This is a genomic window from Thiorhodovibrio winogradskyi (assembly GCF_036208045.1).
Taxonomy (GTDB): domain Bacteria; phylum Pseudomonadota; class Gammaproteobacteria; order Chromatiales; family Chromatiaceae; genus Thiorhodovibrio; species Thiorhodovibrio winogradskyi.
Map to the genome: position 1 here is coordinate 5,202,038 of NZ_CP121472.1, position 21,514 is coordinate 5,223,551.

At 59.7% G+C, this 21,514-nt stretch carries 21 protein-coding genes; 4 read left to right on the forward strand and 17 right to left on the reverse strand.

From position 1 onward, the window contains the following. Positions 1–25: 25 nt before the first annotated feature. From nifK to nifH, 3 genes are all read right to left on the reverse strand, one after another. The gene (gene nifK, locus Thiowin_RS23815) at positions 26–1,597 is read right to left on the reverse strand and encodes a nitrogenase molybdenum-iron protein subunit beta (RefSeq protein WP_328985460.1); all 1,572 of its coding nucleotides are present in this window, start codon (positions 1,595–1,597) and stop codon (positions 26–28) included. Between the two features lie 158 nt (positions 1,598–1,755). Next, entirely contained in the window at positions 1,756–3,246 is a 1,491-nt protein-coding gene (nifD, locus tag Thiowin_RS23820) for a nitrogenase molybdenum-iron protein alpha chain (RefSeq protein WP_328985461.1), read from the reverse strand. A 97-nt stretch (positions 3,247–3,343) separates the two neighbouring features. Beyond that, on the reverse strand, positions 3,344–4,231 hold the full coding sequence (nifH, locus tag Thiowin_RS23825) for a nitrogenase iron protein (protein ID WP_328985462.1): 888 nt from the start codon (positions 4,229–4,231) through the stop codon (positions 3,344–3,346). Between the two features lie 410 nt (positions 4,232–4,641). On the opposite strand from nifH, the gene Thiowin_RS23830 reads away from it, so the two are divergent. After that, positions 4,642–5,319 (forward strand): ABC transporter ATP-binding protein, encoded by a 678-nt coding sequence (locus Thiowin_RS23830; protein WP_328985463.1) that lies wholly within the window; start codon positions 4,642–4,644, stop codon positions 5,317–5,319. A gap of 163 nt (positions 5,320–5,482) precedes the next feature. Here the strand turns inward: Thiowin_RS23830 and Thiowin_RS23835 are convergent, their stop codons facing one another. The 10 genes from Thiowin_RS23835 to Thiowin_RS23880 form a co-directional block, all read right to left on the reverse strand. Then, positions 5,483–5,797 (reverse strand): P-II family nitrogen regulator, encoded by a 315-nt coding sequence (locus tag Thiowin_RS23835; RefSeq protein WP_328985464.1) that lies wholly within the window; start codon positions 5,795–5,797, stop codon positions 5,483–5,485. A gap of 57 nt (positions 5,798–5,854) precedes the next feature. Further along, the gene (locus Thiowin_RS23840) at positions 5,855–6,865 is read right to left on the reverse strand and encodes a sodium-dependent bicarbonate transport family permease (RefSeq protein WP_328985465.1); all 1,011 of its coding nucleotides are present in this window, start codon (positions 6,863–6,865) and stop codon (positions 5,855–5,857) included. 357 nt (positions 6,866–7,222) lie between these two features. Then, entirely contained in the window at positions 7,223–8,710 is a 1,488-nt protein-coding gene (locus Thiowin_RS23845) for a sigma-54-dependent transcriptional regulator (RefSeq protein WP_328985466.1), read from the reverse strand. A gap of 507 nt (positions 8,711–9,217) precedes the next feature. After that, positions 9,218–9,535: a hypothetical protein gene (locus Thiowin_RS23850; RefSeq protein ID WP_328985467.1), complete on the reverse strand. Its 318-nt coding sequence runs from the start codon at positions 9,533–9,535 to the stop codon at positions 9,218–9,220. Between the two features lie 196 nt (positions 9,536–9,731). Further along, positions 9,732–10,004 carry a LemA family protein gene (locus Thiowin_RS23855; RefSeq protein WP_328985468.1) on the reverse strand — a complete coding sequence of 91 codons (273 nt, stop codon included), beginning with the start codon at positions 10,002–10,004 and terminating at the stop codon, positions 9,732–9,734. Between the two features lie 38 nt (positions 10,005–10,042). After that, positions 10,043–10,549: a LemA family protein gene (locus tag Thiowin_RS23860; protein ID WP_328985469.1), complete on the reverse strand. Its 507-nt coding sequence runs from the start codon at positions 10,547–10,549 to the stop codon at positions 10,043–10,045. A 153-nt stretch (positions 10,550–10,702) separates the two neighbouring features. Further along, positions 10,703–12,136, reverse strand: coding sequence for a hypothetical protein (locus tag Thiowin_RS23865; RefSeq protein ID WP_328985470.1), 1,434 nt, complete (start codon positions 12,134–12,136; stop codon positions 10,703–10,705). Further along, positions 12,133–12,819, reverse strand: coding sequence for a PspA/IM30 family protein (locus Thiowin_RS23870; protein WP_328985471.1), 687 nt, complete (start codon positions 12,817–12,819; stop codon positions 12,133–12,135). The genes Thiowin_RS23865 and Thiowin_RS23870 overlap by 4 nt, the downstream gene beginning before the upstream one ends. A 284-nt stretch (positions 12,820–13,103) precedes the next feature. After that, positions 13,104–13,730, reverse strand: a complete 627-nt coding sequence (locus Thiowin_RS23875; RefSeq protein WP_328985472.1) for a hypothetical protein — start codon at positions 13,728–13,730, stop codon at positions 13,104–13,106. A gap of 153 nt (positions 13,731–13,883) precedes the next feature. Beyond that, positions 13,884–14,597, reverse strand: coding sequence for a response regulator transcription factor (locus Thiowin_RS23880; protein ID WP_328985473.1), 714 nt, complete (start codon positions 14,595–14,597; stop codon positions 13,884–13,886). A gap of 239 nt (positions 14,598–14,836) precedes the next feature. Between Thiowin_RS23880 and ubiE the strand changes: the two genes are divergently transcribed. From ubiE to ubiB, 3 genes are read left to right on the forward strand one after another with little or no spacing between them, the layout of a single operon-like run. After that, entirely contained in the window at positions 14,837–15,586 is a 750-nt protein-coding gene (gene ubiE, locus Thiowin_RS23885) for a bifunctional demethylmenaquinone methyltransferase/2-methoxy-6-polyprenyl-1,4-benzoquinol methylase UbiE (protein ID WP_328985474.1), read from the forward strand. Next, entirely contained in the window at positions 15,583–16,356 is a 774-nt protein-coding gene (locus tag Thiowin_RS23890; RefSeq protein ID WP_328985475.1) for a ubiquinone biosynthesis accessory factor UbiJ, read from the forward strand. Before ubiE ends, Thiowin_RS23890 begins: the two co-directional genes overlap by 4 nt. Then, positions 16,353–18,014, forward strand: coding sequence for a ubiquinone biosynthesis regulatory protein kinase UbiB (gene ubiB / locus Thiowin_RS23895; protein WP_328985477.1), 1,662 nt, complete (start codon positions 16,353–16,355; stop codon positions 18,012–18,014). Before Thiowin_RS23890 ends, ubiB begins: the two co-directional genes overlap by 4 nt. Positions 18,015–18,021: 7 nt before the next feature. On the opposite strand, the gene xthA is transcribed toward ubiB, so the two are convergent. The 4 genes from xthA to Thiowin_RS23915 all read right to left on the reverse strand — a co-directional run bounded on the left by xthA (position 18,022) and on the right by Thiowin_RS23915 (position 21,508). Beyond that, positions 18,022–18,837, reverse strand: a complete 816-nt coding sequence (xthA, locus tag Thiowin_RS23900) for an exodeoxyribonuclease III (protein WP_328985479.1) — start codon at positions 18,835–18,837, stop codon at positions 18,022–18,024. A 23-nt stretch (positions 18,838–18,860) separates the two neighbouring features. Further along, the gene (gene phoU / locus Thiowin_RS23905; RefSeq protein ID WP_328985480.1) at positions 18,861–19,580 is read right to left on the reverse strand and encodes a phosphate signaling complex protein PhoU; all 720 of its coding nucleotides are present in this window, start codon (positions 19,578–19,580) and stop codon (positions 18,861–18,863) included. 12 nt (positions 19,581–19,592) lie between these two features. After that, entirely contained in the window at positions 19,593–20,084 is a 492-nt protein-coding gene (locus Thiowin_RS23910) for a L,D-transpeptidase family protein (protein ID WP_328985481.1), read from the reverse strand. A gap of 431 nt (positions 20,085–20,515) precedes the next feature. Beyond that, positions 20,516–21,508 carry an energy transducer TonB gene (locus Thiowin_RS23915; RefSeq protein WP_328985482.1) on the reverse strand — a complete coding sequence of 331 codons (993 nt, stop codon included), beginning with the start codon at positions 21,506–21,508 and terminating at the stop codon, positions 20,516–20,518. Positions 21,509–21,514 lie beyond the last annotated feature (6 nt).

A 21,514-nucleotide genomic window follows, 5' to 3' on the forward strand; every position in this document is an offset into this window, starting at 1 on the left:
AAGGTGACAGCGCCAGGCGCTTACATTAACGAATCAGGTCGTAGTTGAAGTCGGTCTTGCCCATCTCGCGCGTTTCCTCATCGAGACGCTCGAGCACCGCGTTGACCAGGGTGGTGAGAATGTACATGGCACCTTCATAGCCCAGGGTGGTCATCCGATGCAGATGATGGCGGTCGAAGATCGGGAAGCCGATACGAATCAATGGCACCTCGAATTCCTTGCCCTTGTGCAGGGTATCGCGCTGAATAAATTTGCCGTAGCTGTTACCAATCAGAAAATCTGGCTTATCGGTAAAGCACAGTGAGCGTAGGTGCCACAGATCCTTGCTCATATAGACTGTTGCCTGCTGGCCATAGGGCGAGGCGGCGAGCATTTTTTCCACTGCCTTTTTCCAGCGCTTATTGGCATGGTGGCACAGAACATGGGTAGGCTCGGCACCGAGTTCGAGCAGAAAGTTGGTCATGCCCATGACAAAATCAGCATCGCCGTAAAGGGCGAACTTCTTGCCATGCAGCCAGGCGTGGCTGTCGGTCATCATGTCAACCAAACGCCCGCGCTCCTTGGCCAGGCTGTCGGGGATGGCTTTGCCGGTCAGTTCAGAGACTTTCATCAGAAAGTTATCCGTCCATTCCAGCCCCATCGGGATATCGATGTGATTGCACGGCTGCTTCCAAATGGTCTCGACGTACTTTTTGGTCTTGGACAATTGCCAGGGCTGCAGTAGCAGCGTATCGATGGCGTTGGGCGCGTCCTTGATTTCATCAATGGTGGTGCCACCGGCGTACATGCGGTATTCGCCATCGGCCGGCGTATCGAGCACTTCAGTCGGGTCGCACAACAGGCTGTAGTCGACGCCCATTTCTTTCATCATACGATGCATCACACGATAATTGCCGAGATAGGTTTCAAAGCCTGGCACCAGGTTGATTTTGCCATTGCTGCCGACTGTTTTGTCCTCCATGGCGTTGACAGTGAAGTAACGCTGCACCCCCTCGAACATATTGTCCCAGCCAGTGGTATGGCTACCAACAAAGCTGGGGGTATGAGCAAAAGGCGTGGGGAATTCCGGTGGAATATGGCCTTCTTTCTTGGCATTGCCGATGAAGGCATTCAAATCATCACCAATGACCTCAGCCATGCAGGTGGTGGAAACAGCGATCATCTCCGGCTTGTAGAGTGCTTTGGCGTTCTCGAGACCCTCATACATGTTCTTATGGCCACCAAAGACGGCCGCGTCCTCGGTCATGGAGTCCGACACACAGGCAATCGGCTCTTTGAAATGGCGATTGAAATAAGTGCGGAAATACGCCACGCAGCCCTGAGAGCCATGCACATAGGGCAGGGTCTTCTCAAAGCCCAGGGCGCAAAGCACCGCGCCAAGTGGCTGACAGGCCTTGGCCGGGTCGATGGTCAAGGCTTCACGGGCAAAGTTCTTCTCCTGATACTCTTGGGTGGTGGTCCACTGAAAGACTTCCTCGACCTTATCAATTGGATGAGCTTCCTCGAATTGCTCGCGCTTGGTCTTGAAGCTGTCCTGATAGTCCTGATCACAGAATAAGGGATAACAGGGTTTGATTTTTTCGACAGTCTGGCTCATGGGTGTACTCCAGCCCCGCCGCCAATTCGCGGACAAAGGGCAATAAGAGGCTGTATTCGCCGCCCCATGGGGACGGCGCCAATGCATTCTTTGGGAAATGCGAGGCTAGTCTTTTTCCAGCCCCGCGGTCGCGACCTGCCTAAACCAGGCGTTGGGCATCAGGCGGCGGCCTGTTGCGCCGATGACTCGGCCGTTTGAGAGCCTGATTCCAACCAAGGTGCCTGCATGCGATTCCAGCAGGGATTATTCACCGTCATATCCATGTCGCGGGCAAAGATGGCGAAGCCGTCATAGCCGTGATAAGGGCCGGAGTAATCCCAGGAGTGCATCTGCCGGAAAGGAACGCCCATTTTCTGGAAGATATATTTTTCTTTGATGCCAGAACCGATTAAATCCGGCTTCAGGCGCTTGACGAATTCTTCCAACTCATAGCCAGTGACATCGTCATATAGCAGGGTGGCATTGCCCATGTCCTTGAGCGTGCGGTCGTAGTCGTCGTTATGGGCGAACTCATAACCGGTGCCAATGACTTCCATGCCCAAGTCTTCATAGGCGCCGATGATATGGCGCGGGCGCAAGCCCCCGACATAGAGCATCACCTTCTTGCCTTCCAAGCGCGGTTTGTATTTGGCCACCACGGCTTCATATTCGGCCTGATACTTGGCAATGACCTTCTCGGCATTGGCCTGAATGGTCTCGTCAAAGCGCGCGGCAATGGCGCGCAGGGAGTCGGCGATTTTCGTCGGCCCAAACAGGTTGTATTCCATCCAGGGAATGCCGTACTTTTCTTCCATGTGCCGGGTGATGTAGTTAATCGAGCGATAACAATGCACCAGATTGAGCTTGACCTTGGATGTCAGCTCCATTTCTGGCAGCGTGCCGTCACCCGACCACATGGCCACCACGCGCAGCCCCATTTCCTCAAGCAGAATGCGTGAGGACCAGGCATCACCACCAATGTTGTAATCACCCAGAATAGCAACATCGTAAGGCGTGGTCTCAAAGCTGTTATCGCCGTCGCGATTCGACAGCACCCAATCGCGCAGTGAGTCGTTGGCAATGTGATGGCCAAGGGACTGTGACACCCCGCGGAAGCCCTCGCAGCGCACCGGAATCACCGGCTTTCCGAGATCCTTTGTCTTTTTCTTCGATACCGCTTCAATATCGTCACCAATCAGGCCAACCGGGCATTCAGACTGCACGGAAATCCCTTTGACTAGTGGGAACAGCTCATTGATCTCATCAATCAACTTATCGAGCTTTTTATCGCCGCCGAAAACGATATCTTTCTCCTGGAAATCGGAGGTGAAATTCATGGTGCCGAAGGTATCCACACCGGTATGACCAACGTAATAATTGCGCCGCCCGGCTCGGGAATACTGGCCGCAACCGATCGGCCCGTGCGAAATATGCACCATGTCCTTCACCGGACCCCAGACCACGCCGCGCGAACCGGCGTAGGCACAGCCGCGCACGGTCATGACACCGGGCTGTGATTTGCGGTTGGAGGTAATGCACTTTTTGGGTTGTTCCAGGCTCGGGTCATTGACGGCCAAGTGCTTGGCGCGATCTTTCTTGGCCTTCTCGGGATACACCTCCAGGACCTCCTGAATTAGGGCCTGGGTCTCTTCTTGGGTCATCTTTGCCATCTGGGCGATCCTCTAAACGGCGCTGCCGCTCATTCGCGGACAGGCGCGCGGTCAGACAGGGACTAGGGGTTTTGTGTGCGATCCTGAACCGGACAGCTTAGGCCGCGACCGCTTGTTCCTCAGCGGCGGTCTTGCCGATGATGCTCTCGTCCTCACCTTCCATGATGCCGAACTTCATCAGCAGGTCTTCGAGTTCATCCATGGTGATCGGGGTCGGAACAACAAACATCTTGTTGTCGATAACCTTCTGCGCCAGGGTGCGGTACTCGTCCGCCTGCTTGGCCTTTGGGTCGTACTCAATGACGGTCATGCGCCGGATCTCAGCGCGCTGCACCACGTTATCGCGCGGCACGAAATGGATCATCTGGGTGCCGAGCTGACGAGCTAGCTCAATGATGAGCTCATCTTCGCGCGCAGTATTGCGGCTGTTGCAGATCAGCCCAGCCAGACGCACGCTGCCGGATTTGGCATACTTGCAAATGCCCTTGGCAATGTTGTTGGCGGCGTACATCGCCATCATCTCGCCGGAGCAAACAATGTAAATTTCCTGCGCCTTATTCTCGCGAATCGGCATGGCAAAACCGCCACAGACCACATCGCCCAATACGTCGTAGAAAACGAAATCCAGATCGTCTTCATAGGCACCTTCCTCTTCCAGGAAGTTGATCGCGGTGATGACACCACGACCGGCACAGCCCACACCCGGCTCCGGGCCACCGGACTCAACGCACTTGATACCGCCGTAACCGGTCGCCATCACATCCTCAAGCTCTAGATCCTCGACCGAACCAGCGTCAGCCGCCATCTGCATGATGGTGTCCTGCGCCTTGGAGTGCAGGATCAGACGGGTGGAGTCGGCCTTGGGATCGCAGCCGACGATCATTACTTTTTTGCCCAACTCGGCCAGACCGGCGACCAAATTTTGGGTGGTGGTGGACTTACCAATTCCACCCTTGCCGTAGATTGCGCATTGACGCGTTGCCATGAATGTTCTCCCAGTTGCTCGCCCCAAGGGGGCCGTTGTTCGACAGAGTCGATAGAGCTTAAGCAACTGGCGTGCCAGCGTAGAATGCGCAGCTAACAGGCTGAAATTTCAGTGGAGCAGGCAGTCAAACCTGAAGCTGACAGCCCGTCGCAGAGCCGACAAAGCCGCAGCAGCTGTGCGGATAACGACATCTCACGAATGCACGAGCGATGCCTGCTTGGTTAAACCTAAATTCTTGCGATCGCGGCGTCCGTCACCAGGTTAAAGATCAGCGCGGCATCGAACACCGCAGTGTTCGTCGCCTTGGCGTCAACCTCTCAGTTTGTTACTTAAAGTATGCTCATATTAGGCTTCGAGGCGAACACTCGCCTTTGTCCTCCCGTGACACTTCACCATCGGCATCCAGTACCATGACCCTGACTCTCGACAACCTCACCAAGGCCTTCGACCCGACGCTCTGGCATCCGTTGTTCCGCAACGCCTGCCTGCGGCTGGAGCCGGGGCAGTCGGTGGCCATTGTTGGCGAGTCGGGCGTAGGCAAATCGACGCTGCTGAATTGCATCGCTGGGCTGGAGCGGGTCGACAGCGGCATGATCCGCCTCGGCGAGCATGAACTAACAGTACTCGATGAGGACAGCTTCGCGGACCTGCGCAAGCGCCACTTTGGCTTTGTGTTCCAAGCCTTTCATTTGCTGCCACATCTCACTTTGCAGCAGAATGTTGCCCTTCCGCTGTGGCTGCTCAGTCACAAGGACCGCGTCGCGCGCGAACGCGCGCAAGCCATGCTAGAGCGCGTCGGACTGGGAGACCGGGCACAAGACTGGCCACGCCACCTTTCGGGCGGTGAGATGCAGCGAGTCGCCATTGCCCGCGCACTGGTGCATGAACCAGCCGTGGTGTTGTGCGATGAGCCGACCGGCAATCTCGACCCTGAGCGTGCCGAAGGGGTGCTGGAGTTGTTGTTTGAGCGCACCCGTGACGCCGGCGCCATCACCCTGATGGTCACCCACTCTCAGGTCGCGGCAGCCAAGGCGCAACGCACCTTGCGGCTAACGGTCAATGGCTTGGTTGAAGCTAGTGGTGGCTGATCGCTCCGGGTCAACGCCCCTGGCAGCCGAGGCAAAGGCCAAGCTGCCAAGTTGTCGCCAATAAACCCACACCTAATCCCGACAGGAAACTTGCGCACTTGCGACTATCAGCGGCCCGAAACGCCTAAGTCATGCGTCATGGATCATGGGGCATGGCATGGTCTTAAAGCCAATGCGCCCGCAGTACCTCAACTTGATCGCGGTAAATGATGCCGGAGAAGTTCTCGAAGAACTTCTCGCCGATCTCATTGGCAATACGCTCGGACATCTCGGGCTCGGTCGTGATCACCTCGATACGCACATTGGCATAAGTGTCCGAGACCATGGGGTCACCGGAGGAGCGCAGGTTTTTGCTGCCCTTGCCGCTAGCCGGCGTGACTGTATAACCGCTGGCGCCAGCTGCTTCAATCACGCGGATAATCTCCTTCAGCAACAGGCGTTCGGTCACAATGGTGAGCTTGATGGCTTGTCTGATCATGGGCTGTCACCTTCTTAATGATGATTTTTTTGTGAATACTGGAGGAACGGGATGAGCTCAGGCGCTGGCGAAGACTACTTGCGCCAGGCCAATGAACAACGGAATGCCAATAGCAATGGCCACCGGGGTTCCGAGGGCGGTCGAGGCGCCGATATAAGCCGAGGGATTGGCGGACGGAATACCCGCGCGCAGCGTCGGTGGTCCTGAAATATCGGAACTCGACGCGGCCAGCACCGAGAGCAGCACCACGCCACCTGGACTAAAGCCGGTGGTGACGTGCGCGATATAGCCGAGCCCAAAGGCAATCAATCCATGCACCAGGGGCGCCACGGCGCCATACACGGCATACCAGTGAGCGACTTTGCGCAACTCGTTAACGCGCGCATAAGCCTCCATACCCATCACCAGCATCAGCACCGATAGCAGACCGCGAAACAGCGGCTCGTAGAAGGAGTCATAGACAAAGTCTGGCCTTGTCAGCAAACCGAGCGCTATGCCAAGCAGTAGAGCAGAGAGCGCCGAACCGCGCAGGCTATCGGTGACGATGGGCCAGATTTTCACCCGCGTCCCAGCATCGCCCTTGCGCTTGGTCAGATAGACGTTGGCCATGACGATGGCCAGCACCAGTGCCGGGATATCCATGAAGGGATAAAGCGCTGGCGCCCATGCCTCGTAGGTGAGGCCCTCGGCATCCATCACCGCCATGGCCGCGGCCAGGGTCGAGCCACTCACGGCGCCGAACAGGCCCGCCGTGGCGATCCCCTCCTCGGTCCGGATTTTCGGCAAGATAGCCAGGGTGTAACGCCCCAGCAGCACAATGATGACGCCAATCAGCACGGCGAACAACGCGGGTAGCAGCATGTCGCCTAAATCCGCCTCGCGGATCTTCATTCCACCTTTCAGGCCGATCTTCATCAGCAGCATGAAGACAATGAACTTGTAAATGGCGTCTGGCACCTCCAGACGGCTGCCAAGCGCGGCAAGTACCGCTCCCCCGATCAAAAACCCCAGGGTGGGCGATTGCAGCTGCGTGGCGAAACGGGTCAGAAAATCCAGTATGAACTCCATCGATGCGCTCCTCTTTCGGGTAATGGCACTCGCGTGCGCGACTCGGTGCCGCGCGCCCCGCGACCTCCCCGCCCGGAACCCAGCCCCCAATGCGACCCTTTCACCTATGCGTGGAACCTCCGAGCGGTTACCAAGATGATATGTGGCGCAATCAGATAGATTAAAACTAATATTTTTTATGCAATAGATCGATTAATACTGATACAAAACTCGCGATAGAAGTCACACACAGTCAGGAGAACAGGCCTCTGGACGTCAGCCTAGGCCACAAACCTCATCATCTGAAGGACAAGGGCAGCGAAGATGCCTTTCCATCCTTGATGCTAATCACCGATAGCGAGCGCATCTCCGCGCCCGCTAGGTCTGAAAACTCCCGATATGCTTCTTGACCGTGCGCCGGTCCAGCTGGGTGACGGCGGCGACTGCCTCGTAGGTGCCGAGGCGGTCATAAAGCCGCCGGCAATAGCCGGCAAGCAAGGCGGCGGCGTCTAGGGTGCCGGCGCGCGTGGCGGCGAGCCAGGGATCCTGCTGGTCGGGCACGGCGACGGATCCTGGCAAGGCATCGGGGACATAGCGACCGTTGAGGATGATGCGCCGCAGTGCCTGCTCCAACTCGCGAACATTGCCGGGCCAAGGGTAGTCGGCGGGCAGCTCGGCCAGGGCCTCCATGATGCGTCGGTGTTCGACGCGGGCGGACTCGCCAAGCATGCGCCCGAGCAGGGCACCGGCCAGTTCACCAAGCTCGTCCGGGCAGTCGGCCAGGCGTTCACGCAGGCTCGGCATCTGGATGATATTCCCGGACAAGCGGTAGAAAAAATCGCGACGAAACCCCTGGCCAGCTGTGAGCTCGGCAAGCGGACGATTGGTCGCCGCCACCACCCGACCAGCGAAGCGCTTGGCTTGATGACTGCCAACGGGCGCGAAAGTGCGCTCTTGCAGCACCCGCAAGAGTTTGGTCTGCACCGGCAGGGAGACATCGCCGATTTCATCGAGAAACAGGGTACCCCAGGCATCGCAGCGTGCGAACAGACCATCATGATGGTCCACCGCGCCGGTGAAGGCGCCCTTGCGATGGCCGAAGAGTTCGGATTCGATCAGGCCCTCGGAGAGTTCCGAGAGATTGGTCGCGATGAACGTCCGGTCAAGGCCATGGGTGAAGCCGCGCTCGTCGCTGGTCATGGGAATGGCTCCCGAGCGGCCGATCGCCGCGGCGGCCGAGCCCTTGCCGGTGCCGGTCTCGCCGAGCAGCAGGGTGGAGAAATCCTGCATGCGTTCCCACAACAGCAGGGTGTAGCGGCGCAAGTCGCTGGTGAACACGCTATTCCACAATGCGCGCCTGAGCCGGCGCATGGGCGCGCCGCGGCCGATCATGGCGCGCTCGATAAAAAAATAGGCGCGGCGCAGTTGATAGTAAAGCGCCACCCAGCGACGGGCCTCGTCGCGCTCAAAACCATCGGCTTGCAAGTTTTCAAGCAGTCGCGGCAACCAGCGCGGATCGGATGCGCTGCCATCGGCCCTGGATTGCTGCTCTATAAGTTGGTCAAACAACTCCAGGTGGCGTTGATATCTCGCGAACAGCAAAACCTGCCGCATTAGCTCCTGGTGTTCGCCGGCAAACTGGTCGATGCGTGCGAGTCCACGCCTGCGTAACACCGCGAGCTGGGCATCAAGCGCCGGCATCAGCTCGCCATAGAGGTCAGCCTGGGAAATGGGATCGACTGGCAGTTCCCGACCGAGCAGCTGCCCAAGGCGCGCCGGATCGCTGCCAAAGGGATTGGAATAGACGGTTTCGGTCAGCAGGGCGAAGTAATCACGCTCGGCCGGGGTGAGGTGGGATCTTGGCATTGTTGCTGGCTGCCCTGAAAGAAAAAAATTCAGATTCCATGGTTACAAACAGCAAGGCTAGCTCGATAAAAACCATTCGATCCAGGTAGCTTTCGCCCACCTTTCGCCCAGCAATCGACGCGTTCAAGCATAGCTTGAACGTCATCCGCGGCGTTCTCAAACTGACTGACCAATACCAATGACTGTGCCAGCTTGCGATTAATCAGCGCGGCAATGATGGCTTCTTTGTGGGTAAATGAAGTGACAGATGCGCCCAGCTCTCATGCCAGCGGCCTTGGAGATAGTTGCGATGATGGTGCCGTGAACACTTTCCCGCGCAAAACAGCCTATTTCGGCATCAAGGGTAACTGGCACAGGCTCGGTAACTGGCATCGTGGGGCGGACATGAGAAATTGAGAAGTTACCATCTGAGCAGGCGTGACCGTCCAGTCCGCCAACATGCGCTGCGTCGCTTCGGAGTAGATTGGTCGGTCGATCCGCGCATCACATTCAGCCATGGCGTCCAGATTAGGCTTGCACAGTCGCCAACGAAGTACCGCCCGCGCTCACCTGCCCGGTCTGCTGCCGGAACGGATCGTTGTCGTCACCCTCCCCGATACGTGCAGCGGTCTGGGCACCTGCTCCGGATGAAGCCGCGTCCAGTTTGCGCGGATCGAAATTTTCGCCCGCTTGGGCTGCAAGTGCCCGAGAATAGAGGAGTTCGGTCGTCGCAAGTATCCCCTCCAACACGCGATCAGACTGGAAAAAAGGCACCATCTGTCGCTGCTGAACATACGCGGCGAAGGTATCGGTAAATATCGGTTCCAGCGCCTCCCCTTGTCCCATACCCTCTCCGCCGACTGATCGGTATCTGCGGCAAACCTGTCAACAAGTTTGACTCCGGCAATGAGAGCGCCGGACAAAACCAGAACCACCACCGTGATGGTGACGATGCGCTGCATATCACTCTCTCTCTCGCGTGCGACAAACTGGTTTCGGGAAACATTGAAAACTCAATCATTCCAGCAGGACAGGATACCCATCAATCAGCGTACTCCGAGTAATGGATCCGAACCTGAACAGCCTGCTCGTCGCCTGCGTCGGCAGTAAAGTATGCTTTTCGCTGTAAGTTGCCAATCCCGGCCACTAGGGATCCGGGCAGGCGACGAATAGCGCCATTGAAATCCTCTACCACATCGTTGAAGCGCATTCGTGCCACATTGACCCGGTTCTCGGTGCCTTCAAGTTCGGCCTGGAGAGCTAGGAACTGATCAGCCGAACGGAGATCGGGATAGGCCTCAAGCGTGGCCAGCACTCCCCGGAGACTCTTCAGCAAAGCCGACTGGCTCGCCGCTAGCGCGGCGACACCTTGCTCGCTGTCGGATCATGTTCCATATAGCCGCGAACAACATGAACCAGGTTTGGCACCAGGTCGGCGCGCCGTTTGTAGGTGCTTTCCACATCGGCCCAGGCGTTATAAACGGCCTCCTGCCGACCGACGATCCCGTTAAAGAGCCAAACGAAATAGAGGAGTCCTAAAATGATCGGCAAGGCAAAAAGGCCAACACCGATAGCGCTGGATGCAAAACGATTCATGGCGCCGACTCCCTCAATGGTATTGATTGTTTGACGAGCGTCCTGAATTGTTCCAAGCGGAACATCACCCCGGCCGTCGAACAGAAATAGTAGGGCCAACAGGCCAGCCGCAGCGAGAATCCCCGCGACCGGCGCCAAGCCCACCCTCGGATGGGAAGATCGTCTTACCGAGCCGGCAAGCCGATCCTCCTGGCCTATGTCAGCCTGACCGGGCGGCGGTGCGCCGGCCAGCGAGATGCGGGCGACCTGATCCTCGGAACTCATTAGATGCGCTCCCTGATGATGTACAGGCATTCTGCAAGCAAGATTGACGAATCCGTGTGATCCCCCGATCAGGCGAGGATGAGGTTCTATCAGGCCCTGGGCAATGAAAAGCCGGAGACAAGCACGGCGACTCGGGAACCGGCTCACCAAGACTCAAATGGCGTGTGAGAAATGCGCGCGCCATTCAGTCAAGCCGGTTTTCAGCCGCTCGCCATGCCGCTCAAGCGCGGAGCCTAGGATGATTATGCCAATGCCGAGCAGCACCAAGGCGCTCCAGCCGCCGAGGCTGAAGTGCGCCAGGGCCTCGGTTGCCAAAGTGATGAGTGCCGAGAGCGCGGTGATCAAGCCGGTGGCGAAGAGCAAGCGCGCGCGGATGGCGTAGCCGAAGACCATGGCCGCCAGGCCGACGATGAGCGCGATCAGGGCCAGGGCAAAGCCGCCGAACAAGGCGAGGTCGAGCAGCAGGCTCAGGCTGAGCAGCAGTGCGGCGGTGCTCTGGTAGCCACGGCGGCGACGCGCGCTCAGCCGCGACAGATCGACCAGCATGGCGCCCAAGATGACCGCGGCCAGCGGAAGATGCACGGCATCGGCGATCAGCCAGGCCGGCAGCAGGGCGCCGCTAGCCAGGATGGTGGTTAGCAGAGCCATGGCGACGGCCAGGGTTTCGACCAGTCCGCGCCACTGGCTTGTGTGCGACATGGTGGCCAGGGTGAAGCGCAGCGCCAGATATCCCAACAAGCTCAGGGTCGTCACAAAGAGCGCATCTGGTGCGTAAAGCCACAGGCTGCGGCCCGCCAAAATCAGCAAGGGCAGCATCGGCAGGGCGCGCGCGAGGCGACCTTCGGCGGTTGCCAGTGTGGGGTCGCGGCGGCGCAGACGCAGGCTCGACAGGCCGATGATCAGCGTTAGCCCGACCAGCAGGACGGACACGGCCAGCTCGGCACGGGTTGGCAGCAACAAGGCGGCATTGGCCAGCAGATAGAGTCCGCTGAGCGCCGCGACCGACTGTCTGGCCATGATCCGCAGCCCAAGCCAGACCGAGAGCGCCAGCACCAGCAGGCTGGCGGCACTGAACAGCAGCGCCGGCGCCATGCTCAGGCGCCCCTGGGATTGGGTCCAGACCGAGGCGGCGGCACTCAGGCTACCGGGGGCATCCCAGCTTAGGAAGGGATAGATCAAGCCGCCCAGGAAGGCGACATTGACCGGCACCGCCGCCAGCGCCAGCGCGATGAACAGCCGTGCGCCCTTGTTCTCATGCAGCCAGTGACCGCTGGCCAGACCGGCCAGCGTGAGTGCCAAGGTATGGCCGATGAGCAAGAGTCCGCGACTGAGATCATCACTCTCGCGCCAGCCCTCGAACAGGAAGAGCACAAAGGCCGCGATAATGACCAGCCCGCCAAAGCCGCGCAGCAGCAGGGACAGGCTGATGGGAAAAGCTTGGGCGGCGGCGGCCTGATCGCGCCCGGCTGATCGGCTTGGGCGCGTTGGAGCCTGCCTGGGTGCGTGGTTTTCGGCCTGCGCCGGGAAGTCCAAGGCATCCGGGTCCAGGCTGAGGTCTTGATTGGTGGTGGCGGTCAGTGCGCTCATTGTCCTGCTCCCAGGCCGGCGCCGGCCGTTTGTTGTTGCTGCCCGCGACGCAAGGCTTGCAGCTCGGCCTGCAACGCACAGCGTTCCTCGGCGGCGAGGAATTCTTCTTCAAAAGGGTCAGCATCCATGGCGCTGTCGGCGGTCATTTCGGCTTCCGTCAGGCGAATCTCCCAGCGCTCGAAGGTATCGTCCAGATCGAGCGCCGGATCGCGGTCGATCTCGCGCAGGCGCAGTGCGACACTGGCGGTCGCCTCGCGGCTGCGCATCAGCGAGCGGCGATGCTCGAGTTGCACGACCCGCTCGCGCAGACTGTCGATCTCGGCGGCCAGGCGGCGTTCGACACTCTGATGCTGGTTCCAAGTCTGCTCCAGGGATGCCGTCTGACGCGCGGCTTGGCGCGCGCGCCTGAGACATTGCAGCGCCTTGTCCTCACCGGCAGCGTTTTGCTCGCAAGCCAGGGCACGTTCGCGCCAGTTGTGCTCATCCTCGCGCAGGCTCTCAAGCCGCTTCCTTAATGCCTCGCCATCGCGACCTAGATGCTGATGACGAACTTTTGCCTGGGCAAAAAGCCGCCGGCTATCACGGATACCGACCTCGACCACGGCATCGTGGTTCTCGATATCGCCCACCAGGCGATCAAGCCGGGTCGAGACGGCGACTGTGAAACGTTTGAACAGTGACATGGGATGCTCCTTGAGGGTTAGTGAATGGCATCCCTTGCATATCAACTCCCGTGCCAACCGAGGAAATCAATAGTTGTATCTGTTTTTTAAAACTTTACTGATAATCCTCTGACAGCAGACAAGCCCGAGTGCTGGTTGTGGTATACATTCTTTGCTTATCCTGATACAAAATTTGCGCTAGAGTTTGCGCTAGGGATGGCTTTAAGCCGCACAAGGCAGCTCCAGCCAAAATTCGACGCCCGGATCGCGTTCCATGACCTCGACCCGGCCGTGCATTGCCAGTGTTAGGCGTTGCACCAGAGCAAGCCCAATGCCGGTGCCAGAGATGGCCGCTTGGCGTGCCAGGTCGCCACCGTGCTGGCAAGGGCGTGGCCCAGCCGTGACTCGGCGCGAAAACTGCGCAGCAGCTCACCGCGATAGACCACACTGAGATGGGTGCTGTGCGCGAGCACGGTCGCGGCCAGGGGCTCGGCAATGAGCGCCTGCAAAAAAGGCTCCAGTGCAATGAGGGCGCCCTGGATAAAGATCTCTCCGCCACGCTGGACGCTGCGAAACAGCAGCAGATGACCGGAGTCGAGCAGACCGACCTCGACTGGAGCAATGGCGCGGTGGAACAACTGTACCGCCGGGGATTCCGTGACTGGCGCGGGTTCCGCCACGGGCGCGGCAGCTGGCAGTGGCGCCAGCACGGGCGCGGCGGCCGGTTTTGCCTTGTCTGGCAGCCCAGAGAGGTTGGCCAGCGGGGAGCGGTTCCAGACTCCCAGGTTGCCAACGGGCGGCTCGCGCAGGAAGCCATAGTCCCCGATCGGGCGAGCATCCTCGCGGCGCACCAGAGCCGTCAGCCGGGTGTCGATGCGCGCGGCCAATTCCTCCGCCACCAGTTGCTGGGCGCGAAAGGACTCCCATTTCATCTAATCGTAGGCTTTAAAGACCAGCAGGGCGCTGGGAATGGTCAGCGCCAGCACGAACAGACTGATGCCGAGCTGTAACCGGCGCCTGGCGCGGCGGTCATCGAATGCTTGTAAGGACATGGTTGCGAGCAGACCAGGCGCGGCACGGCCCATTCAGGGCGCGAGCCGCAGTCGGTAACCCAGGCCGCGCACGGTTTGCAGCCACCGCGGATGAGCGGGGTCGGGCTCGATCTTGCGCCTGAGCTTGGCGATATGGATATCGACCGTGCGCTTCTCGATGTCGCAGTCGCGCGCATAGCCCCAGACTTTGTGCAGCAGCTCCTCGCGGCTGACCGGGCGGGCGTCCCGAGCGGCGAGATAGCTTAAGATTTCCGCCTCGCGCCGGTTGAAGGGAATTTCCTCCGCGCCACGTTGGCCGCTCAGGTTGCCAAGATCGAGGGTCAGATCACCGAGCCGCAGGGGCCGGGCCTTGGCAGCGGCATCGGCATCGGCAGCGCGACTGCGACGCAGCACCGCCTGCACCCGCAGCACCAGTTCGGTCACGGAAAAGGGCTTGGCGACATAGTCATCCGCTCCCAGGCGCAGACCCTGAATGATGTCCTCATCGGCTGTGCGCGCGGTCAGCATGATGATGGGTTGGTCTCTGTCCACCGCCCGTACCTGGTCGCAGATGGCAAAGCCGTCGAGTCCCGGCAGCATGATGTCAAGCACAATGAGAGCAAACTTGCCGCTGAGCGCCTTGGCCAGTCCGCCGGGTCCGTCGGCGGCGCTCTCGACCGCATAGCCGTGAAAGACAAAGAGATCCTCAAGCCCGACACGAATGGGCTCCTCGTCCTCAATGATCAGCAGGCGGGGCTTGTTGGGCATGGTGTCATGTTCGCATCCGAGACATCCGCATCGAGGCGTGAGGTGGGGTGTTCAATTCCAGAAAAATACTCGCACTGGGCTTTTTTTCAAGGGAATTTGGGATTCTTCGCTCAGGGAGTGATCCGGGCCCGTCTCGCCGGCGCCCCGATGCGGGTTTTACCCCCAATGATGCTTGCCCGGGCAGAGGGCGCGCGGCTGGGGTAGAATCGTGGGCTGAATTGCAACCAGAGTCGTTACCGATGTCGGATCAGGATCAGACCCATTTTGGCTATCAACAGGTGCCCGTCGCCGAGAAACAAGAGCGCGTGCGCGCGGTTTTCGACTCGGTCGCCGACCGCTACGATTTGATGAACGACCTGATGTCGTTCGGGATTCATCGGCTGTGGAAACGGAGGCTGATCGAACTCGCCGGCGTGCGACGCGGCCAGCGGGTGCTTGATTTGGCGGCCGGGACCGGCGATTTGAGCGCGCGCTTTGCCGGCATTGTCGGCGCCAGCGGACAGGTGGTGATGTCGGACATCAACGCCGCCATGCTTGAGCGCGGTCGCGAGCGCATGGACGATGCCGCCGTGATTGGCAACATTGACTACGCACTGGCCAATGCCGAGGCCCTGCCCTTTGCCTCCAACAGTTTCGACTGTGTCACCATCGGCTTTGGCCTGCGCAACGTCACCCACAAGGAGCGCGCGCTGGCCGAGATGCAGCGTATTCTCAGGCCCGGTGGTCGCGGCTTGGTGCTCGAGTTTTCCCATCCCACCCAGGTGCCGCTGCAAAAAGCCTATGATGCCTACTCTTTTTCAGTGCTGCCCTTGCTCGGGCGCCTGGTGGCGAAAGATCCCGACAGCTACAAGTATCTGGCTGAGTCCATCCGCATGCATCCCGATCAGGAAAGCCTGCGCGACATGATGGAACAGGCTGGATTCGAGCGCTGTGAGTTTTTCAACCTGACCGGCGGCGTGGTCGCTATCCATCGGGGTGTCAAGTTATGAACGGTCATGAGAACGAGAACGAGAACGGGAAGGATACTGGGGGCATCCAGATTCCGGACGCGCTGGTTTTGTCCCTGCAGGAAAGCGCCAATCGTTTTCTGGCGCTCGACCCCGAGGGCGCCGAGCGCTTGGCCGATGTGCAGGGGCAGGTGCTGCTGATTGAGCTCGAGGGCTTCGGCACACGATTGTTCGTGGTGCCTGGTCATCATACGCTGGGACTCTACGCCAGTTACGATGCCGAGCCCGACTGTCGGGTGCGCGGCACACCGGCCGCGCTGCTGCGGCTGTCGCTGGCGGATCATCGCGAGGATGAGATCTTCTCGGGCGCCATTGAGATCACCGGCGACAATCAGGTCGCGCAGCGCATCGGCGATGTGTTTCGCAATCTCGATATCGACTGGGAGGAACAACTCGCGCGCTTGTTTGGCGATTCGGTGGCGCGACGCATCGGAAAGCAGGCGCGCAGCGCCCGGGAATGGACCGAGCGCGGGGGGGACACCCTGGCGCAAAACCTGCGCGAGTTCCTGCAGCAGGAAAGCCGTCTGCTGCCGAGCGACCTTGAGCAGCGGCAGTTTCTTAACGGTGTGGATATTTTCCGCGACGATGTGGAGCGCCTGGCCGCGCGTGTTGACCGGCTTGCGGCCAAGGGGCCAGCGGCCAGTGCGCCGAGGCATCCGCGAACACCCCCATCAACCCCACCTTCAGCCCCACCGCCAGCCCCGCCTTCAGCCCCCCCATCGCCCCCCCCATCAGAGCAACCCGACGCATGATAGTTCCAATCAGCCAGACCCTGCGGCTGATTCATATCAACCTGGTTCTGCTGCGCCACGGTCTCGATGAACTTATCTTCGCGACCCACCTGTTCCGACCCCTGCGTTTTTTGTTGTGGTTCTCGCCGCTGTATTGGTGGCGCAAGCGCAAGCGCATGACGCCTTACCCGGCACGGGTGCGTGAGGCGCTTGAGGATCTGGGGCCAATTTTCATTAAATTCGGCCAGTTGCTCTCCACCCGACGGGATTTGCTGCCGGATGACTGGGCCGAGGAACTCGCGCGTCTGCAGGACCGGGTGCCGCCCTTCCCGAGCGAGATCGCGCGGGGGCTGATCGAAAAGGCCTGGGGCCAACCCATCGACAGCGTTCTTGATGACTTCTCCGATATCCCGCTAGCCTCGGCTTCCATTGCTCAGGTGCATACCGGGCGATTGAAAGATGGTCGTTCGGTCATTGTCAAGGTGTTGCGCCCGGGCATCGCGCGCATCATCGACCGCGATATCGCGCTGATGTATACATTCGCTCGGCTGGTCCATCGCTATTCCAAGGAAGCGCGGCGGCTGCGCCCCATCGAGGTGGTGGCCGAGTACGAAAAAACCATCTATGGCGAGCTGGACTTGCAGCGCGAGGCGGCCAATGCCTCGCAGTTACGACGCAACTGGATGCACAGCTCCGCGCTCTACATTCCTGATGTGTATTGGGACTGGACGCGCCCAACGGTCATGGTGATGGAGCGCATTTATGGCACGCCGGTCAGCGATGTTGGCACCCTCAAGCAGCAGGGCATCAGCATGCGGCTGCTAGGCGAGCGTGGGGTGGAGATTTTCTTCACCCAGGTGTTCCGGGACAATTTCTTCCATGCCGACATGCACCCCGGCAACATTTTTGTTGAGTCCAACGGGCGCTACATCTCGGTCGACTTCGGCATCGTTGGCAGCCTGACCGAGGAGGACCAGCGCTATCTGGCCGAGAATCTGCTGGCCTTTTTCGAGCGCAATTATCGCCGCGTGGCCGAGCTGCATGTCGAGTCCGGCTGGGTGCCGCGGGGGACCCGGGTGGATGAATTCGAGGCCGCCATCCGCACCGTCAGCGAGCCGATTTTTGAAAAACCCCTGGCGGAAATTTCCTTTGGGCATTTCCTGGTGCGGCTGTTCCAGACCGCGCGGCGCTTCAATATGGAAATTCAGCCCCAATTGGTGCTGTTGGAAAAAACCCTGCTCAACATCGAGGGACTGGGCCGCCAGCTCTATCCCGAGCTGGATCTCTGGACCACCGCCAAGCCTTTCATGGAGCGCTGGATGAAGGAGCGCATCGGCCCGCGCGCCCTGTTGCGTCGGGTGCGGTCCAACTTCGGTCCCTTCGCCGAGCATCTGCCGGACCTACCCATGCTGGCGTATCGGGTGCTCGAGAACATGGAAAGCGCCCAGCAGGAGGCGCGCGCCATGCGCGAGGAACAGGCCCGGCTGCAGCGTGAGCTGCGCGAGCGACGCACCCTGGTTGGCGCCATCGGCGGCGCGGTCTTGATCATCTGCGCCACGCTGCTGCTGTTGCTGGGGCCCGGTGCGCTGGTGGAGCCTTTGATCGCTCAAATTCTCGCGGCAACGGCCTTTGTGATTGGTGCGTTCTTGCTTGCGCAACAGTGGCGCGCGGCGGGCTAATGCCCCTCTAGTCGATCTCAATCCACACCGGGCAGTGATCCGAAGGTTTTTCGAGCGCACGGATGTCGTAGTCAATGCCAGCGCCGCGCAGGCGCTCGCGCACCGGTGCGCTGACCAGCAGCAGGTCGATGCGCAGGCCGCGTTTTGGACTGTCTTCAAAGCCGCGCGAGCGGTAGTCGAACCAGCTAAAGCGATCATTCACATCCGGGTGCAGGGTGCGAAAGCTGTCGTACAGGCCCCAAGCGGTGAGTGCCGCGAACCATTCCCGTTCCTCGGGTAAAAAGCTGCATTTGCCTGAACGCAGCCAGCGTTTGGCGTTGTGCTCCCCGATGCCGATATCCAGATCGACTGGCGCGACATTCATGTCGCCCATGATCACGATTTGCTGATTCGGGCTGAAATCGCGCTGCAGGAACTCAAGCAGATTGGCGTAGAAGCGCCGCTTGTAGGGAAATTTCACCGGGTGTGCGCGGCTTTCACCTTGCGGAAAATAGCCGTTGATGACATGCAGTTCGCTGCCGTCATGCAATTCGAACACCCCTGTGATGGCGCGGCGCTGAGCATCGGGATCCTCGCCCGGGAAGCCCTTGTACAGTCGTTTTGGCGCCTCTTTGCTCAGAAGCGCGACGCCATAGTGGCCCTTCTGACCATGGTAGGCAGGCAGGTATCCGAGCGCCTCAATGGCCTCGCGCGGAAATTGCTCGTCGGCAACCTTGGATTCTTGCAGACCAATGATGTCGGGCGCCAGCCGCTCCTTGATTGCCTGCAGTTGGTGCGGACGAGCGCGGATGCCATTGATATTAAAGGATGTTAAAACCGTCATCGCGGGTGCTGGAGAAGGGCAACCTAAGTGCCGGTGGCATGACGCAAGGCGTCGATTAGCAACTCGCGGTTGCGGTAGCGGACATCGTCGCCGCGGATGACGTAAACGGCCTGCTCGGCAATATTGGCGCCATGGTTACCAAGGCGTTTGAGTGAATGCGGAATGGTCAGCAATTCAGCCAGTGCCCGCGGCTGTTGGGCGTAAGGGGAATCAAGAATCTCCTCGCGTGTTGAACGCGCTTGCTGGTAGAAGGCGGTTTCGCGCTCAAAAACATCGATCGCCGGCTTGAGATCGGCCTGCGTCAGCGCGGTGACGCCCTGTTCGAGCATCTTGCAACCGGCGGCGAACAGTTGCTCAAGGGATTGTGAGAGCGGCGCCGATGGTGGTTGATGGCCAGACTCATGCAGGCGGATGGCGCTGCGCGCCATGCTCGCCGCGTGATCACCGCCGCGTTCAAGGTCGTTGATGACTTTGGAGATGGCCATCACCAGACGCAGGTCAACGGCGGTTGGCTGGCGCTTGGCAATCACAATGAAGATTTCTTCATCGGCCTCAAGGGTGAGGGTGTCAATACCTGGCTCGCGATCGAGTACCACATGCGCGGCATTGAGGTCGGGCTGGAGTAGACTGGTGAGTGCTGCGCGGGTTTGCTTAAGCACTCGGGTTTTCATGTCCAGAACCAGATCGCGCAGGCGCGCGAGTTCCTGGTCGTAGGCGCGCATGATGTGTTGACCACGATTCATAAAAATTAAGCTCTAAGGCAGAATGGTAATGGGGGTGCCGTCGCGAACCTTGTACCAGATTTCGTCCATGGCATTGTTCTTGACTGCAATGCAGCCGTCAGTCCAGTCAAGGTCGTCGTAGTCTTTTTCCACGAAGCCGGGTTGCAGCCGGTTCGGGCGGCCGTGGATCATGATCATGCCTCCGGGCTTGACTCCAATCGCGCGGGCAAAGTCCCGATCAGCCGCATTTGGATAAGAAATGTGAATGGACTTATAGAAACGACTGTTCGGGTTGCGCCAGTCGAGCAGGTACTCGCCCTCTGGGGTGCGTTTGTCGCCCTCCTGTATCTTGTGTCCTCGCGGTGACTTGCCCAAGTTAATAGGGTACTCACGAAACACGCGCCCATTGTTCAGTAATTGCAGGGTGCGATCACCCTTGCGCACAATGACCTGATCGGCGAATACCGGATCTGGTGGCCTCTTGACGGCACAGCCAGCAAAACACAACAGGAAAATGGCCAGCACAATGCTAGTGATAAAGCCGGGAAACAGACCCTGATTCCATTGACTTGCGCTCCTAGCGTGAGCACAGGCGCCGTTTCTTTCGTGCTTGCCGTGCCCAGCTGACCATCGTCTCTGGTCTGAAGCTCGCCATTTCATAGAGGCAAAAGGTCTGATTGTCTAACACTTTGATTGGGACTTGATGCTATCGGCACTGAGACTAGCGCAGCTCTTGACCGATCACAAGGATTTACCCAAGGTTTGAGGTCGCGTTTAACGATGGCGACGGTTGGATCGAAGCACAGGGATAGCTCCAGGAGTGCCGGGGACAGAGCTCTGGGAGCTCTGAGGGACGGAGCAGCCTGAGGACGCTGATGGCAGTATTCGCCGATGCTTCCCGGGTGGTAGAGATTGAACTTGAGCTGACCCTAGGAGTGGCGTGGCCGTAGCCTTCATTATTTGTCCCAGCCAAGTTTTTGTTCACGCAGGAATTGCCATGTTCTGGTGATATCGAGCACATCATGCCGCGCGCGGATGCTGTCGGGAAATGGAGCGAAGGGGGCGGCCAGCTCGACGATACGCACGGCAGCCTGATCGAGCACCTGATGCCCGGATGAGCGCAGTAGGCGCACGCCTTCCAGACTGCCGTCGGCGCGCACCGCGACCTGCAGCACCAGACTGCCGAAGAGACGCTTTTCCTTGGCTTCCTCGGGATAGTTGAGGTTGCCGATGCGCTCGACCTTGCGTCGCCAGGATTCGAGATAATTAGCGTACACGTACTCCTGAGTGCTGGCATTAATGGCTTTGCGCCGGCTTTGTGAGGGCCCGCCCGGTATTGGTTGCCTTGGCTGGGTCAGACTGGCAAGCGCCTGATCGCGGCTGGCAAAGATATCCGCCGCGGAGATTTGACTTGCCGGCGGGGCGCTTAGACTGTCGAGCGCCGGGGCGAGTGGGTCCCGGGCACTCGGAGAGCTGTCCGTGGCAAGTGGCGCCTCAGGCTTCTGCTTCCCATCCTGGTTCTGGCCCTTGTCCTGGAGTTGATCTTGCAGTTGACCCTGGAGTGGATTGGGGTTGTTGCTGGTCTCGGTCGTTTCCGACTGCGCCTTCGCAGCGACTAACTCCTCTGACAGCTCGGCTGGCTGCTCGAGCGGGCTTTCTTCCGAGGCCACCGGTTCCTTGGAGAGCGGCTCGCTCGCCGGTGTTGTCCTTGGTAGTAAATCAAAGCGCAGTGGGCCGGAGGCTGTTTCATCGCCAGTCGTGTCTCGAGGCGGCGGTCGGTCGAGCGCGGCGAGCCCAAGGGCCGCGGCCAGATGGAGCAGCAGCGCCAGCGCCGTGGCAATCAACAGCGGCAGCCGCGAGGCCAGTATCTGGATCAGTATCTGGACCAAGGTCTGGGTTAGCAGCAGCGCTGCGATGATTCCCCGATGGGTGGCGGGGGCGGCCGACATGGGAGG

What these genes read in the sequence shown, in the direction of transcription:
- nifK (WP_328985460.1), bottom strand. Translation starts at nt 1,597, where the DNA reads ATGAGCCAGACTGTCGAAAAAATCAAACCCTGTTATCCCTTATTCTGT.
- nifD (WP_328985461.1), bottom strand. Translation starts at nt 3,246, where the DNA reads ATGGCAAAGATGACCCAAGAAGAGACCCAGGCCCTAATTCAGGAGGTC.
- nifH (WP_328985462.1), bottom strand. Translation starts at nt 4,231, where the DNA reads ATGGCAACGCGTCAATGCGCAATCTACGGCAAGGGTGGAATTGGTAAG.
- Thiowin_RS23830 (WP_328985463.1), top strand. Translation starts at nt 4,642, where the DNA reads ATGACCCTGACTCTCGACAACCTCACCAAGGCCTTCGACCCGACGCTC.
- Thiowin_RS23835 (WP_328985464.1), bottom strand. Translation starts at nt 5,797, where the DNA reads ATGATCAGACAAGCCATCAAGCTCACCATTGTGACCGAACGCCTGTTG.
- Thiowin_RS23840 (WP_328985465.1), bottom strand. Translation starts at nt 6,865, where the DNA reads ATGGAGTTCATACTGGATTTTCTGACCCGTTTCGCCACGCAGCTGCAA.
- Thiowin_RS23845 (WP_328985466.1), bottom strand. Translation starts at nt 8,710, where the DNA reads ATGCCAAGATCCCACCTCACCCCGGCCGAGCGTGATTACTTCGCCCTG.
- Thiowin_RS23850 (WP_328985467.1), bottom strand. Translation starts at nt 9,535, where the DNA reads ATGGGACAAGGGGAGGCGCTGGAACCGATATTTACCGATACCTTCGCC.
- Thiowin_RS23860 (WP_328985469.1), bottom strand. Translation starts at nt 10,549, where the DNA reads ATGAGTTCCGAGGATCAGGTCGCCCGCATCTCGCTGGCCGGCGCACCG.
- Thiowin_RS23865 (WP_328985470.1), bottom strand. Translation starts at nt 12,136, where the DNA reads ATGAGCGCACTGACCGCCACCACCAATCAAGACCTCAGCCTGGACCCG.
- Thiowin_RS23870 (WP_328985471.1), bottom strand. Translation starts at nt 12,819, where the DNA reads ATGTCACTGTTCAAACGTTTCACAGTCGCCGTCTCGACCCGGCTTGAT.
- Thiowin_RS23875 (WP_328985472.1), bottom strand. Translation starts at nt 13,730, where the DNA reads ATGAAATGGGAGTCCTTTCGCGCCCAGCAACTGGTGGCGGAGGAATTG.
- Thiowin_RS23880 (WP_328985473.1), bottom strand. Translation starts at nt 14,597, where the DNA reads ATGCCCAACAAGCCCCGCCTGCTGATCATTGAGGACGAGGAGCCCATT.
- ubiE (WP_328985474.1), top strand. Translation starts at nt 14,837, where the DNA reads ATGTCGGATCAGGATCAGACCCATTTTGGCTATCAACAGGTGCCCGTC.
- Thiowin_RS23890 (WP_328985475.1), top strand. Translation starts at nt 15,583, where the DNA reads ATGAACGGTCATGAGAACGAGAACGAGAACGGGAAGGATACTGGGGGC.
- ubiB (WP_328985477.1), top strand. Translation starts at nt 16,353, where the DNA reads ATGATAGTTCCAATCAGCCAGACCCTGCGGCTGATTCATATCAACCTG.
- xthA (WP_328985479.1), bottom strand. Translation starts at nt 18,837, where the DNA reads ATGACGGTTTTAACATCCTTTAATATCAATGGCATCCGCGCTCGTCCG.
- phoU (WP_328985480.1), bottom strand. Translation starts at nt 19,580, where the DNA reads ATGAATCGTGGTCAACACATCATGCGCGCCTACGACCAGGAACTCGCG.
- Thiowin_RS23915 (WP_328985482.1), bottom strand. Translation starts at nt 21,508, where the DNA reads ATGTCGGCCGCCCCCGCCACCCATCGGGGAATCATCGCAGCGCTGCTG.